Annotated in this window: 11 protein-coding genes; 2 read left to right on the top strand and 9 right to left on the bottom strand. The window is 56.4% G+C overall.

The window, feature by feature from the left end:
• Positions 1-129: 129 nt before the first annotated feature.
• The 6 genes from Q4577_RS18130 to Q4577_RS18155 all read right to left on the bottom strand — a co-directional run bounded on the left by Q4577_RS18130 (position 130) and on the right by Q4577_RS18155 (position 7,919).
• Positions 130-1,305, bottom strand: coding sequence for a peptidoglycan-binding protein (locus Q4577_RS18130; protein WP_303471393.1), 1,176 nt, complete (start codon positions 1,303-1,305; stop codon positions 130-132).
• Positions 1,306-1,360: 55 nt separating this feature from the next.
• A complete protein-coding gene (locus tag Q4577_RS18135) occupies positions 1,361-2,086 on the bottom strand; it encodes a hypothetical protein (RefSeq protein ID WP_303471394.1) in 726 nt (241 codons plus the stop codon).
• Between the two features lie 73 nt (positions 2,087-2,159).
• Positions 2,160-3,473: a DUF3131 domain-containing protein gene (locus Q4577_RS18140; protein WP_303471395.1), complete on the bottom strand. Its 1,314-nt coding sequence runs from the start codon at positions 3,471-3,473 to the stop codon at positions 2,160-2,162.
• 13 nt (positions 3,474-3,486) lie between these two features.
• The gene (locus Q4577_RS18145; protein WP_303471396.1) at positions 3,487-5,271 is read right to left on the bottom strand and encodes a glycosyltransferase; all 1,785 of its coding nucleotides are present in this window, start codon (positions 5,269-5,271) and stop codon (positions 3,487-3,489) included.
• Positions 5,272-5,283: 12 nt separating this feature from the next.
• Positions 5,284-6,774, bottom strand: a complete 1,491-nt coding sequence (locus tag Q4577_RS18150; protein ID WP_303471397.1) for a sugar phosphate nucleotidyltransferase — start codon at positions 6,772-6,774, stop codon at positions 5,284-5,286.
• The gene (locus Q4577_RS18155) at positions 6,774-7,919 is read right to left on the bottom strand and encodes an acyltransferase (RefSeq protein WP_336623650.1); all 1,146 of its coding nucleotides are present in this window, start codon (positions 7,917-7,919) and stop codon (positions 6,774-6,776) included. The genes Q4577_RS18150 and Q4577_RS18155 overlap by 1 nt, the downstream gene beginning before the upstream one ends.
• Before the next feature lie 424 nt (positions 7,920-8,343).
• On the opposite strand from Q4577_RS18155, the gene Q4577_RS18160 reads away from it, so the two are divergent.
• Together Q4577_RS18160 and Q4577_RS18165 are read left to right on the top strand one after the other, a co-directional pair.
• On the top strand, positions 8,344-8,868 hold the full coding sequence (locus Q4577_RS18160; RefSeq protein ID WP_303471399.1) for an OmpA family protein: 525 nt from the start codon (positions 8,344-8,346) through the stop codon (positions 8,866-8,868).
• Between the two features lie 196 nt (positions 8,869-9,064).
• Positions 9,065-9,775 (top strand): family 16 glycosylhydrolase, encoded by a 711-nt coding sequence (locus tag Q4577_RS18165; RefSeq protein WP_303471400.1) that lies wholly within the window; start codon positions 9,065-9,067, stop codon positions 9,773-9,775.
• Positions 9,776-9,786: 11 nt separating this feature from the next.
• On the opposite strand, the gene Q4577_RS18170 is transcribed toward Q4577_RS18165, so the two are convergent.
• The 3 genes from Q4577_RS18170 to Q4577_RS18180 form a co-directional block, all read right to left on the bottom strand.
• Complete coding sequence (locus Q4577_RS18170; protein WP_303471401.1) at positions 9,787-10,491, bottom strand: hypothetical protein; 705 nt, start codon at positions 10,489-10,491, stop codon at positions 9,787-9,789.
• A gap of 124 nt (positions 10,492-10,615) precedes the next feature.
• On the bottom strand, positions 10,616-11,998 hold the full coding sequence (locus Q4577_RS18175) for a hypothetical protein (protein WP_303471402.1): 1,383 nt from the start codon (positions 11,996-11,998) through the stop codon (positions 10,616-10,618).
• A complete protein-coding gene (locus Q4577_RS18180; protein ID WP_303471403.1) occupies positions 11,998-13,569 on the bottom strand; it encodes a DUF3131 domain-containing protein in 1,572 nt (523 codons plus the stop codon). Before Q4577_RS18180 ends, Q4577_RS18175 begins: the two co-directional genes overlap by 1 nt.
• Positions 13,570-13,831 lie beyond the last annotated feature (262 nt).

Here is a 13,831-nt window from a genome sequence, read left to right on the forward strand (position 1 = left end):
TGTCAGGCTTTGCTTCCAGGCCCCACGGTGACACTTCTGCTTTGCAAACCCGGTGACATTTCAACTTGGTTGCAACACGGCGAATTCCGATTTTGGAGCTGCCCATCCTGAGTCAACACTGCCGGCCGTTCACCCACCGCCGATGTATTCGCTGATGTTGCGATATCCGCTGGTGTCTGGCGTTCTGGCTGGCGCCACTGTCACGGTTTTTGGTTTTGGTTTTCGCTTTTTGGGCGCATTCAAGGCCGCAACGGCCTTTCGCAACGCCGCCAGCGTGTCAAAATCCGGGCGGCCGCTGGCGATCAGGCCGTGTTTGGCCTGAAACTGTGACAGAACATGTTTGGTGTTCGAATCCAGCCTGCCGGTCGGCGTGGTCGAGAGCCAGCCCAGCTCCAGCAGGTGTTGCTGGGCCTCACGGATGCTGGCAGCTTCGCCACTCAGGGCGTGTTTGTATTCCTTTCTGGCATTTTTGCGGGCGAGCGTTGTGTCAAGTGACAGGCATTCCCAATACGGCACCCCGGAAAAGCGACCCAAAAGTTCGATGGTTGCCAATTCTATCAGATTGCGCACCGCTTGCCCGTTGCTTTCCAGGCTATCAATCTGAAGCGTCAGGCCAAGCGTGCCCTTGGCAATTCTGCCAGTGAACCCGGAACCGAACCCCCGCTCGGTCACCACCATGGAATTGCTGACCGAGGCCCCGGGCAACACCTCACGCGAGGGATAGGCCACGAGGTGCAGATCGACGGAAACAACTGAATTCGAACGCCCGCCACTGGGCCGCACCGAGCTTAGGTCTTCGGACCCGGTGTCATCGGCATAATAGCTGCCGTTGTAAGATAGATCGCGCACCCCGTCGTCCAGTTGGCTGATAGAGCCGCGAATGTAATAATGCGGCCAAATGGCGTCGTCGCGCCGCTTGGGGTCAACGGTCTGCAATTCATAAAGCGACCCTTCGCGGATCAGGGGTTGATCCAGAAACACAAAGGCCCGGCTGCGGCGGTTCATCTGGTTCACCGCGCTGATAAGCATGTCGTCCGCCCCGACATATATGCGCTTTGTGTCATCGGAAATCGGTGTCGCCGACAGACGGATGCGTTTGCGCGGCTTGGCGGCAAGCAGGTTATCCATACATTGCAGCGAGGCCGAGAAATTGGTGATATTTCGGGCCACTGGCGTTTTGGGCTGGGCGGCAACCGGTGCCAATTTGTCGATTGTCGGTCCACAGCCGGCCAAAGCAACCGTGGTTGCGAAGGCGATTGAAGGCCAAAACCGACGCCAGGGGGCAGGACACGCAAATAATTTCATAGGGTTACCCATAGGGTCAAAGGCTTCGATACCGGCGGAACTGCTGCGTGCGGGGTCAACTGGAATTCGCCGTCTGCCAGTCGCTGACAAAGGCTTTGACCGCCTCTTCCAAAGCGCTGCGCGGGGTGTAGTTGCTGTTGGCCAGGTTTTCCTTGACCAGTTTCGACCAGGCATTGGCCGAGAGTTTCAGCGCCGGGTTGCGGACCATTGCGACCTCTTCCGAAATCGACATCGAGATTGAAAACGGAATGATGCAGCCGGCAGATTCGCTGCGCTTGGAGAAGCGGACCCGCAATTTGGGCCGCCCCGGCGTGACTTCCATTTCCGCTTCGGTCAGGATGCGAAATCCGGCCCGTTGCAATTCGGTGGCGACATAGGTGCCGAAGCCCGCCGTCGCCTCTGTGCCATCCAAAGATTCCGGGTCAAAATAGGCACCCGGATGTGCCACCAGCGGCGCCAGTTTTTCCGACATGGGAAGCGGGTGCAGAGTCTCGATCACTTGTGGTACCGACAATTGGCTTTGCATCGCCATATCGTCAGGAATGCCACGTATCGTCGCAATCTGGTTGAGAAACTGCGTGACCGTGTCGCGATCGGAATGCGACAGATAGGCCATATTGCGCGCCAGAAGCACCGAGCGGTCGATACATTCCACAGGTTGGCTGCATTGGTTCGGCACCCGTCGGGTTTCAATCAATAACCAGTCCTGCGCAGCGGCCGCTGGCCAATGTGCCATCACGACGACAAATGCGAGTCCCAAGGTTGCGGCCAGACGTACCATTCGAAATGAATCCTGTTTTTGCCAAGTATCCGCCAGTCGGGTTAACCGCCGGTGAACCGTCTGAAATATCTGTTCAGCGCGTTTGCCACAGGGGGCCGTAAACGGTGTGATGAATGGCCTCCAGAACCACGCCGTTGGTGTTCAGGGTATAGATATCGTTGACGGTGCCGTCGGCCTCATAGATCCCGGCCGGCCACCCGCGCGAAATGTCACCAATCCCTTCGATTTGGTTGCGCAGCAACTGGGTGTAATCATTGCCATAAATCGCGTCCCAGGCGATCGCGGCCTTGACGCTCAGGGTGCGCAGGTCCGGGTGGAAGGTGCCATTTTCCGTCACAACCGCCCAGGGCGTGCCATTGGAAAACACGGAATTGTACAAGAAATGTGGCGATTGATTGATGTGGTCTTCGGACACCATCGTCAGCACGCCGGTTTCGGAAAATCGTTGTTGTTGGGCGCGAAAAACCTTGTCCGCCAACAGGCGGGTTTCGCTGTCCAACCCCAGTTCGATCGCCAGAAGCATGTAGGGCTCGCTCAGGATCGGTGTGATCGCGCCAAACGCCACAGCGCGCCGCAGGTCCATGGGCACTTCGATGCCCTGGACATCGGTCCAGCCAAGTGCGCGGCGGGCCGAGATCGCCTGGGACACGTCCATCCCCCACATCGCCGCCGCCCGCGCGCCGTATTGTTCATAGCCGATGCGGCCCTCCTGGTGGTATTGGATCTTACCCTCGATCCGTTCAGCGCCCCAAAGTTCGCCTTCAAACGCCATGGCCGACAGATCCCAGCGGGCAATCACCGCCCGCACCCGCATGCCCCGGTCCGGGAAATGCTTTTCCAAAGCCCGAAACGCCATCAACATGCGGGCGATGTCCAGCGCCGACCACCCCAACCCGTCAGGGACCGGCGTGTTTTCATAATCCACCATTGCCAGCGTGCGGGTGTCATACGCCTTGTTCGGCAGCATGCCGTCAAAAAGCGGCAATTGGTCGAAACTGTTCAACAGCCGGTCGACGCGCGTGTCAAATTCCCCGGGCCCGATGATGCCCAGACGGGCGGCGGCCACCAATGCAAACACATAAGACCCCTGATCCCAAAGCGTGGTCGAGGGGAAATCACCGACCGAATTTACCAACCCGGTTTCGTCTTGTGTATAGCGGTCGAAATAGGTCCAGGCGCGTTGCGCCGCGGCACGGTTGGCCTCGGTCAGGGGGGCGGGTGCCCGCAATTCCAACGCGCCGGTGTCAGACAGATCAAGCGACAGCGTGCCGGCACGCATCTGGTAACGCCAACCGCCGTCAATGGCCACCGCGAGGACGGCCGCCAACGCGAGCCCAAGAATGAAGATCAAGCTGGATCGTTGCGCCGGGGATTTCACAAGCATCATGACATTCTTCCCTTTATTCAGCGGGTTGTAAGAGAGTTCCATCCGGCAAACGCGGACGCCAGAACGCGGATCGGATAACCCGCACCAGCGCCAATGCGTTGATACCCAGCCAAAAGTAATTCACCAGCAAGAGCGACAGACTGTGTGTTTCGGAGCCATGTTTGAAGGCCCAGAAGCCGTAAGTCGCCGACAGGATCATCGCCGCAAGCAGGAGCAGATTTGGCACGGCATAGCGCAGAGACGCAGACACCACCGGGGTTTTGGGGGTGGGTGGAAAATGTGGCTTGTGGCCTTGCAGGACCTGGATCAATGCCCGCCATTGGATGGTCAAGGTCGCGAGTGACAAAATGCGACCCGCATGGATGTCATGGCCTTTGGCCGCCACTGTCATCGCCAGTTCATTACAGGCCAATAGTGGCAGAAGATGCAGGAAAAACGTAATGGAATAGGCATCAACCGGTGCCAGCCCGGTGACCAGGGAAAACATCGGCGCCAGAAACAGGATCGGCACCCAAAAGACCCCAAGATAGGACCAATAGGTTGACAGGTAATGCAGCTTGGTTTGCCAGGGCAGGCCCCGGCGAAAAATCAGACCGGTGCGAAACATGATGTCATAGGTGCCACCGGCATATTTCAGTTTCTGCATGGCCCAGGCCTCGGCGGTCCAAGGTGATAACATGCGCGCCAGAGGCTCTGGGTGATATACCGATTTCCAGCCGTTGGATTGTTGTTGCAAGGAGGTAAAAATATCCTCGGAGACGTGATAGCGAAACGGTTGCATGTCGAGCCGGGGCAAGAGCGCCCGGCCAGTGTTTTCAGCCACCAACTGTTCGCTGTGCTTCAATTTTCGCCCCTGTTCGAGCATCGCATTGTGAAAGATTGCCTCACGCCGATGCACCGACCCGGCACCGCAACAAAACGAGGCGTTATGCCGGTTGCGCCGCCGTTGGATCACGTCAAAGAACATGGCAGGTTCCGACAGAAACGGGTCGGCCCCCACGGTTTTCCGCCCGGACAGAAATCGCATCACCGGGGCCAAAAAACCGGCACAGGGTATCGACATACGGTCCAGAACAATTCGCCAGGAGGTGCCTTCGGGAATGTCATAAAACCAATGTGGGGTCTGGACCCAGGCGATCTCGGAATCCCGGAAATAGCCAAGTGTTTCGGTCAAAAACTGGGGGAAAAGCTGGGTATCCGCATCGCAGATCACCACAAAATCGCCCTCTGTCTGAAACAGCGCATTGGCCAGATTGCCGGCCTTGTAGCCGCGGTTTTGATCACGGCGCAGATAGGATACCCGCTTGGCGCGGCACAGGTCCTGCATTTCCGCGCGTCCACCATCATCCAAAAGATGCACGGCCACCCTTGTCCCCAAGGGCGCAATCAAGTCCTTGGCGGCGTCGATTGACGGCGCGACGATTTCCGTACCTTCGTCATATGTGGTGATAAAGACATCGACCAGAATATCGCCGCCCCCGTCCAGCCCGGCGTCGCCCCGGTTTTCAGGTGGCGGTTGGGTTGGCGTATCGCCCTCGTCCCAGATGTTGAAATAGAAGATCAGCATACCAAGAAACGCCATGGTCTCGGCCAGGGCGACGGCAACGGAAAACACCAGTGCCTCGGTGTTGAGCGAGGCACTCCACCGCCAATGCAGATACCAAATGCCCAGCCCGATGGTGACCCCGGCCAACAAATGCCACAGCTGACGCGCAGGCCCCTCAAACCTGGTGACCTTTTCCGGGGTGCGATCCAGAAAGGCGGCGAAATACGGTTGGTCTGCCGGTCGAGAAGCCATTGCCGGGTCCATTCAGGCGGATTTGCGCAGTTCGGGCGCCGGTTGACGCATGTCCTGGCGCGGGGTGACATGGTCGCCTATTGATTTGTCCAGAACGGGATTGAAGGCCTGGTTTCGATCCATCGCCCAGGCGCCGCTCAGGATCTTGTGATCGCTCCAGGCGCCTTCGCAAACGCGGGTTTCCGGCAGGACAATGCAATCTTTCAGAAGGGTCTTACCCTCAACCTCGGCTCCGGCGCCAATGACGCAGCCGCCGGAAAGATGGGCCTTGGCGGAAATGATGGCATTGGCCCCAATGTGGCAAGGCCCGTCGATCCGGGCATCCGCCGCAACCTCTGCCCCCGGAAGGGCCCAGACATTGGGGCGGATTTCCAACCCCAGCGGGCGGGCAAATGGCAATTCCCCAGACAGGCAAAGCGCCGTCGCCCGCGCGTAATCCTGGCTGCACCCAATATCAATCCATTGAAATGACTGGGAAAAAACCTGCATATTCAGCCGCGCAGCCATGACCGCAGGTAACAGATCCGTGGCGATGTCCAGCCCGATGCTGTCTGATACCAGATCCAGCACGTCCGGCTTCATGATATAGATGCCGGTATTGACTAGCTGGTTTTCAGCGAGACCCAATCGCGGCTTTTCCGCAAACCCGGTGATCCGTCCCCCGACCGAGGTTTCGATGACGCCGTATCCATGGCCTTGCTCTGGCGCAATTGATTGCACGGCAATGGTCACGGCTGCACCACTTTGCCGGTGTTGGCGCATCATTTCGGCCATATCAATGTCAACCAAGGCGTCACCGCATAACACCACGAGATCGTTGGAAAATGCCGAGGATGTCACCTGAAGCCGTTTGAGCGTGCTGGCCGTGCCAATGGGATCGCCCCGCCATTGCCCCTGATGAAAACTGCCTTCGTTGGCGAATTGAATGCGATGATCTGGCCAGGCATGGGCGCGAACGTATTCGACAACCTGATCGCCGTGGTGACCGGGGTTCAAAATCACATCTCTCAGGCCAAAACCGGCCAGATGATCCATGATCCGGTGCAAAATCGGCCGACCCACCACATCCAGCATCGGTGTTGGTGTCACATCGGTCAGCGGCGCGGCCCGCCTACCCCGGTCGGCACAGAGCAATACCGCTCGCGTCCCGCATAGGCTGCGTCCGCGAAACTCTGGCGCTTTGCATGCCGTTTCCACATCCGGAAAAATCGGCAGGCCGCGGTCCAGCCCGGATTGGCTGACCATTCGGGCGATTTTCGCAGGCAGGGCGCAGAGACCGATATCCCATTTCGGATGCCGCGCGACCAGTTCCACCACCGCCGCCAACCCCGACATGTTCATCCGGCGCACCCGCGCCATATCGATCAGGATGCCACGACGCCCGCGTTGGTTCAGGTTCTCGCAGGCCTCTGTCAGCTTCCTCAGGGAAGAGGCATGCACAAGATCCCGCGACACTGAAACAACCGCCAGGCCGTCGTCAACAAGTTGGGTGGTCAGAAGCATCAAGCAGTCTCCTTTTTCACAAACGGCAAAAGCGTGGCAAATGGCAGCGGGCCAAGGCCGATGGTCCATGCCAGAGGCCGTATTCTGGCGAGCGCGACAACCAGCGCGCTGGTTGCGGACAATGTCACCAAAACCTTGATCCCGACCTGATAAATGGGCGGTAAGTCACTGTGTTTCAGTGCAATTTCGCAGAGGTCCAGAAAAATGGGGTGGCACAGATAGATCCCAAAGGCATAGCGCGCCAACCTGGAAATCGACCCCGGCCATCGACGATGCCCGAGCGCCAGACACAATGAAAACAGCAGAACCGGGAAAAGGAAATCTGCCCAATAGGCCGGTGTATAAGTGAATTGCCATTGCCCGGTTTTCAACGTGTTCCAGATCGCGATGAGTTTGAAAAGAAACAACAATCCAGCGACGAACAGGATCGGAGCCACCCAAGCCTGCCTGTCGGCCCCATGCGTGCGCCGCCAGATACCCAGCGCGGCGCCAGCAACCATGCCATACCCGGCATAGGTCAGGATCTTGATGGCGCGCACCAAATAACCCAGCGCCTCGGTTCCCCAGAAGTTGGCATAAACAAAACTGTCCAACTCCTTGCGAATCATCAGGAAAATGACGACCGACAACCCAAGTGCGGGATGTTTGACGGCCAGTTGGAACAATGGGTAAAGCAAGACCAGCCCAAACAGGGTCGGAAGGAAATGCATGTGGTATTTCACATCGCCAAGCAACAGATAGCGCAACCATGCGCCGGGGTCGGCCAGTTCTTGCCAGACGGACGGGGAATAGCCAAAGGCCTGGGCTTTGATCAGACCGTATCCGGCGAAAAACAAAGTCCAGAACAGAAACGGAATCAACAGCCTCCGGCCCTGCTCGGCAATGGTTGCGCCGTAGCTGCGCGGTCGGCGATCCAGGGCAAGCAGCAACAAGAAAATCGAGATGATCAAAAACAATTCGGTCCGGGCGATATAGACAATCGCGCGCAGCAAAAGCGGCGCAAACCGTTCGCTTTCACTATAGTTGACCCAAGGCAGCCCATTTGGGTCCGCAGTGCTGTGCAACACCAGCATCGACACGCCCGCGATCAACCGCAAGCAATCAATCCAAATGTATCGTTCCGACCGCGACATATCGTGCCCCATTCCAATTCATATCGAATGGTATCGGCGGATCAGGTCAACAATCGGTAAGTTTTCTGCAGAAAAATTCTCGGCGGTAAACGGAACGTGAAGCGTAGAATGCGCCAAAATCTCGGTCGGGGATTTCTGTCCAATTCGGCGATTACATGGGTGAAATGTTGCGATTGACCATATTTATATAGGGGATCTTGCGTTTGTCTCGCGCCCATTCGTTGGGTGCTATATTTTATCCGTGCACGGGTGGGGCTAAATAGCGCACAAATTATATAAAGATTTACATGGTTTCTTGTGCGGGCAGTATATCCATCCGCATTTTAGCAAATTTTTAATGTGTTTCTCTTTTTCACGGAAAAATTTGAAACCACGGATCGGCGAAGTTAGGCGCTTATTAAGAACAATTGCGTAAATCGTGATGAGAAGGGTAAACATGCCAATGAAACTTGTTGTCGGAATTTTCCTTATGTCTGCATCTGCGGTAAGCGCGCAAAGCTTGACGCCCGCGGAATGTGATGAAATCCAAGCGATTTATCAGATTGTGCCCGCTGCCTGTGCCGGTACACCGCAACCATCGGCCACCGCAGCCGGTGCACCGACGCAAAAACAACTGGAAAGTAATATCTTTTTTGTGTCGGGTGGCGCCAAATTGGATCAGAAGGCGCAAGAGCAAATTGCCCGTCTTGGCCGCGTCCTGAACAGCAGGCCCATGCAAAATGCGTGTCTGCGGTTGGAGGGGCATTCCGATACCAGCGGCAGTGCGGATGTGAACACTGACCTTGCTGCCCGCAGGGTCGAGACGGTTCGCACCGCCTTGTCTCGGTTCTTGTCAGATCCGGGCCGCATTTCCGAGGTTGTCATCCGCGGAGAGGATGCGCCGTTGGCCAATATCGCTGGAAACAGCCCCTGGCAACGTCGTGTGACGCTCTGGGCGCGGACCTGTCAACACAATTCCTGAATTCTGACGATTCCAAGAATATTGCAGTCGGCTTCTGAGCTAAGGCGGAGCTTTGCCTTTCGCATCATTAGATAAAATTTTAAATTAACCAACTTTAATAATTTTCGCCCCTTTTTGTTAACCCCTTGTTAACCTTCCCCGGAAGCAACGCTTTGGGGACGTGATGTGGGGTCGCATTCTTGTACTGTTCAGTTCAATGACATTCGTCGGCGCGGTAGCTGTGGCAGAACCGACTGCTTTCAAAGAAGATTTTTCGACGATCAGTGATGATTGGCATGTGGCGCATTACGATTTTTCGCATCCGGCCTTTGATACTGATTGGCGCCGTGCGCAGGTTCAGACCGACGGTGGCCTTCTTCTGAAACTTTCGCCACAGGCCGGTGATGGCAATCGGTTCATCGGCGGGTCGATCCGGCGGAACAAGGCAACGCAATACGGGCGATACGAGGTCGTGATGCGGGCCGCGCGTGGCGAAGGGCTGGTGACCGGATTCTTCACCTATTCCGGTCCCCACTATGGAACCCGTCATGATGAGATCGACATTGAGTTTTTGGGAAAAGATACCACAAAAATGCATGTGGCCTGGTTTGTTGATGGGGAATTAACCAACAAATTCATAGACTTGGGGTTTGATGCGGCGGAAAGGGAACGCGCTTTTGCATTCGAATGGCAACCCGATCAGTTGCGGTGGTATTCCGAAGGAAAATTGATTTTCGAACATCACGCACGAGATGGGAAAATCCCGGAGGTGCCTGGCCGATTGTTCGTCAATCTTTGGGCCGCGCATCCCAGTATTTCCGAATGGGCCGGCACAACGCCGGCAAAAATTTCGGCGCAAGCCCGGGTTCAAGAAGTTCAATTTCGGCCGTTTGACACCGTCAACGATCCCCCTCGCCCTGGATTTTGAGGCGTTTGACCTCAATATCCGGCCCGACCGTTCGGGGAATAGAATGTGTCGCCCGATTGGGCCCGAACTGCAAATTCGATTTGCGGTTTGGTGGCTGGCACCAATTGTCGTTGCGCTTCCAATCTGCGGCGTTGCATGACCTGATATCGTTCGAGAACGTCCGGCGTCATGTTGTCGGTTTGCAACGGTTCGTTTTTGGGCCAAAGGCGGGCATCGCGTAATGTGCGCGCGGTTTCGCTGTTGATCCAGGCCAGATACCCGGCAACATGGGCGATCCCGGTCGTTTGCGCCCTGAGGACAACCGTGCTTTGCTCTTCGATGACCAAAAACGTGTTTTTCTGGGACAATTGCGCCAATGTATCCGCCGACAATGGGCGCGACAGGATTTCCGGCGTGTCGCGCGTATAATTTCGGGTTTGGACCGACTTTCGCGCGCCTGGATGGCTGGCGGCAATCAACCAGTGTGCGCCGTGGTCGTCGACGCGCAGGACAAGCCCGGGCGCGCGCGCCACACAACCGCGCAACGGTTGGCGGCAATCCACGGACCACAATTCACGCCGGAGGTCCTTGTCAATTTCATAGAAAATTGCCGGTCCGTCGATCGCAATTTCATCCAGGATGCGGGCGTTTTGCGGCGTATCCGGTTTGGATAAATTTGGAATCAAATTGAACGTCGCAATTGCCAGTACAAACACAAGCACCAATTTCCAGACCATAACGCACCCCCAATTCTATGGAAGGTAATTCTGGACCCACATTAGGGGCAAATTGCGTCATGAGAAGAGCAGGAATGCGTGAGAAACCAACGGTTTTAGACGAAGTGTCTCGGCATCGGTCTTGTTACTGCTGTGCCGCGACAGATTGGAAATAATCGCTCAGGATCTGAAAATCTTGCGGGTTTTCGGGTTGCGACACGGGCGTTGGCACCGTGGTGTCGGGGCTTGTGACCTGGGTCCGCAATTCTTCCAGGATGTTTTCGATAACCTGATCGTGGTTTTGGGCTGAAGCCTCTTTATAGGTGGGGTCAGATGCCGCATTTGCATGTTGCACCACCATAAGCGCCACATCCGGCGCGAGGCCAATCTCACTCATAAGGTATTCAAGCTGTCGGGCCAGACGACTTGTGTCGCCGCCCGATTGTTGCATCGGCATCGGGGGGGACACTGGGGCCGTCACCCCGGCTGAAATTGTTGGAACCTGCAAGGTTCCCGCCGCCGGTGCCGGCATTTGTGCCGCCGGGGCCCCTGGCCCTTGCAGTCGCGCAATTTCTTGCAGCAATTCGTCGGCGATCCCCTGCAACTCTGCAATGCGTGCGGCAGAGCCAGCCGCCGGAAATTCGGAACCGGTGGTCCTTTGTTGTGATGAGCCTGTTTGGCGATCCATCAACATCTCGCGCAGCACGCTCAACTCGCCTCTGACCTCGGCCACTTCGGTTTGCACACCTGAGAACGCAGGTTGCATGCGCTGGTTGGCCGGGGCGATCGCGGAAGGTTGCGGCATCGGGGATTGCCAGCTTTGAGTCTGCGTCAAGCTTGGCTCTGATTTGCCATAGCCGGAATTTGGCACCGGCCAGCCACGTGGCAATACGGTATAGTCTTGTTGTGCCGCGACCCAACGCAGGTAGGTGGTGACGGCAAACAATCCCGCCAGAGACGTGCGGCTGATTTCATTGTTTCGGCGCCGCACAATCAACTCGCCCCCCGATCCCAACAGGGTTTCGGCGCGCGATTCCAGTGGTTGCAAGATGGTGCGGGGCAAGGGAATTTCATCAATCCCCTCGGCCAATGCGAATGTGTCAGCCTCGACAACCCCTTCGATTTGCAACTGCATTTGGCCGCGGTTGGTCAAGGTGACCTGTATGGGCCCCTTGCGCCCCATACAAATAAAGGTGCGTGGGCGGCAAATCACCTCAAATACATCGGTGTCCAGACGCGGTGTTGGCGAGAACCGGGCATACCCATCCGGATCAAACCGGAAATAGACGCCCTCAACCAACCCTTCCTGAAAGGTTGGCCAGCCAAAAGCGCCGCGCAATTCCTGGCGTGCCTCATGGGCGCCAATCGCAAAAAGGATCGACGTGTCCAGCACCGCATTTTCGGATGCAAAGGAATCCTCGGGTGCCGTGAACTGTCCTTGTTGCTGCGCTTGTGCGGAAGGTACGGCAAAGCCGAAAGTTGCGCATGTCGCGAAGGCAAGTAAGATATTTGAAATTTTACGAGCCATCAGAAATCTGCCTCTCTTTGTATGGAATGACGTAGCGCCGGCAACCAGTCGTCGCGTTGCGGGGGATCCGGGTATTGTCGGCGTTCCCGAATATCCTGATCGCGATAGGCCGTGTACCACACCTCGGTTTCGCCGGTATAGGGCGTCAGGATCTTGCCCTGAACCTTGTGCAGCAGGCTGGTCAGGATGATGCCGTTGTTGTTGGCGGTATAGATTTCAACCCGGCCCTGCCCGCGTTCATACAGCCCCTCATACATGCCGTTTTCGGGATTATAGAGTTCGATGATCGCCTCGTAGAGGACATCGGTATATTCGGTGTCCCACAGCGCCCAAAGCCCAAGCGCAGCCTTGGAGGCGACGGCGGCATGATCCGGCGTGTAATCGCCGCGCGGTGTGACCGTGTTCCACGGATAGCCATCCGAAAAAATCGTGTCATAGGTAAAATACGGCGGCCCCTTGACGTTATGTTCCGAACGGGCAGTCATGAACCCGGTCCGGCGCCAGCGATTTTCCTGAACCTGATACACCCTGTCGGCAAATTCCGCCCGCCAACCATCAGACGACAGCCAATCCGGGGAATGATCGTCATGCGGCAGATCAAATCCCAGCTCCAGGCCATCCTGCAAATAGGATTCGGTAACAACGTAGTTCTGGGAATGAAACACCCTTGGATCGCGGCCATCATAGGGCACCTGGACGCCGAAAATCGACGCGGTCAGAAACGGTTCTGCCCGATGCGCGAGGATTGGCCGGAACCCCCAAAGTGCAAACCCTTTGGCGGCATATTCCTCATACCCCAAACGGCCCTCTTGCGCATAAACCGTTTCGCCGCTTTCCTTGTCAACATAGGTGCCGAACATCAGGCCTTCTTTGGAAATGATATTCGAAAAATCCCATTTCAGCAGGACGGCATCAATTGTATTGCCGAGATGCGGATAGCGGTTTTTCAGAATGCGCATCCAGACCAGGAAACGGCCAATATCAAGCGCAGAAAAGCCGATTTCGCCAGGTTTGTTGGTATAATCGACCTTTGCGCCGGTCTTGGTATGATACACCTTGTTGGGCATCTCGTCACGGAACAGGTCCAGACCCTTGATCGTGGTCAAAAGCTGGGTCATCCGGCGATCGAACTCGGGCTTTTCAATGATGCACAGCTCATAGGCTGCGGTGGCGCCGGCCATGTAGGACGCCGTATCCCACATGGTTGTGGACGGATAATTGCCGACGGAATTTGCCAGGCCGGTGGTCTCTTGAGTAAAATTCTCAAAATATTTCCAGGCCACCTCGGCGGCGCGCATTTCACGTTCGTTCAGGAAACCCCGACGCGGTCGAAATTTGCGCACATATTCATTGCGTCTGGTATAGCCGCTTTCCCGATCACGCCCCTGATCGAGGGCTGTAAAGTAATTGTCCGGCATTTCACACATGCGCGGCGGTTTGCTACGCTTTGGTTCATTGTAGAACACGCTGGTGGTGACATTCGGCACATTGCCGCGCATCAACGCAGGCAAATCATCAAGATCGCCCCCGGCAATGATGGGATCCACCTCGTCCTGTGCCTGCAGGAACATGTCACGGGCCGCCGTACCGACGCTGCCCGTCAATGCGATCGCGACCCCACCTGCCCCTGCGAGCAATAGTAGACCTGCCCATATCGGCTGTCGGCTTCTGCCTCTTTCGACCCGTTTCCTCACCAAATTCACCGTTTCTATGCTCGGAACTGGAAACAGACTTAAAGTAAGGTGATTAACAAATAGTCACGGACAACTCATTGTGGGACGTGGTCGATATAGCTTCAATATTCTAAAATTTTTCCCGAAACCTCACATATTC

The sequence above is a fragment of the Marinovum sp. 2_MG-2023 genome (genome assembly GCF_030548265.1).
In the GTDB taxonomy this organism is placed as follows: domain Bacteria; phylum Pseudomonadota; class Alphaproteobacteria; order Rhodobacterales; family Rhodobacteraceae; genus Marinovum.

Bases quoted from the DNA above. Each gene is read 5' to 3' on its own strand.
- Q4577_RS18130 (WP_303471393.1), bottom strand. From the start codon at position 1,305: ATGAAATTATTTGCGTGTCCTGCCCCCTGGCGTCGGTTTTGGCCTTCA.
- Q4577_RS18135 (WP_303471394.1), bottom strand. From the start codon at position 2,086: ATGGTACGTCTGGCCGCAACCTTGGGACTCGCATTTGTCGTCGTGATG.
- Q4577_RS18140 (WP_303471395.1), bottom strand. From the start codon at position 3,473: ATGATGCTTGTGAAATCCCCGGCGCAACGATCCAGCTTGATCTTCATT.
- Q4577_RS18145 (WP_303471396.1), bottom strand. From the start codon at position 5,271: ATGGCTTCTCGACCGGCAGACCAACCGTATTTCGCCGCCTTTCTGGAT.
- Q4577_RS18150 (WP_303471397.1), bottom strand. From the start codon at position 6,774: ATGCTTCTGACCACCCAACTTGTTGACGACGGCCTGGCGGTTGTTTCA.
- Q4577_RS18155 (WP_336623650.1), bottom strand. From the start codon at position 7,919: ATGGGGCACGATATGTCGCGGTCGGAACGATACATTTGGATTGATTGC.
- Q4577_RS18160 (WP_303471399.1), top strand. From the start codon at position 8,344: ATGCCAATGAAACTTGTTGTCGGAATTTTCCTTATGTCTGCATCTGCG.
- Q4577_RS18165 (WP_303471400.1), top strand. From the start codon at position 9,065: ATGACATTCGTCGGCGCGGTAGCTGTGGCAGAACCGACTGCTTTCAAA.
- Q4577_RS18170 (WP_303471401.1), bottom strand. From the start codon at position 10,491: ATGGTCTGGAAATTGGTGCTTGTGTTTGTACTGGCAATTGCGACGTTC.
- Q4577_RS18175 (WP_303471402.1), bottom strand. From the start codon at position 11,998: ATGGCTCGTAAAATTTCAAATATCTTACTTGCCTTCGCGACATGCGCA.
- Q4577_RS18180 (WP_303471403.1), bottom strand. From the start codon at position 13,569: ATGTTCCTGCAGGCACAGGACGAGGTGGATCCCATCATTGCCGGGGGC.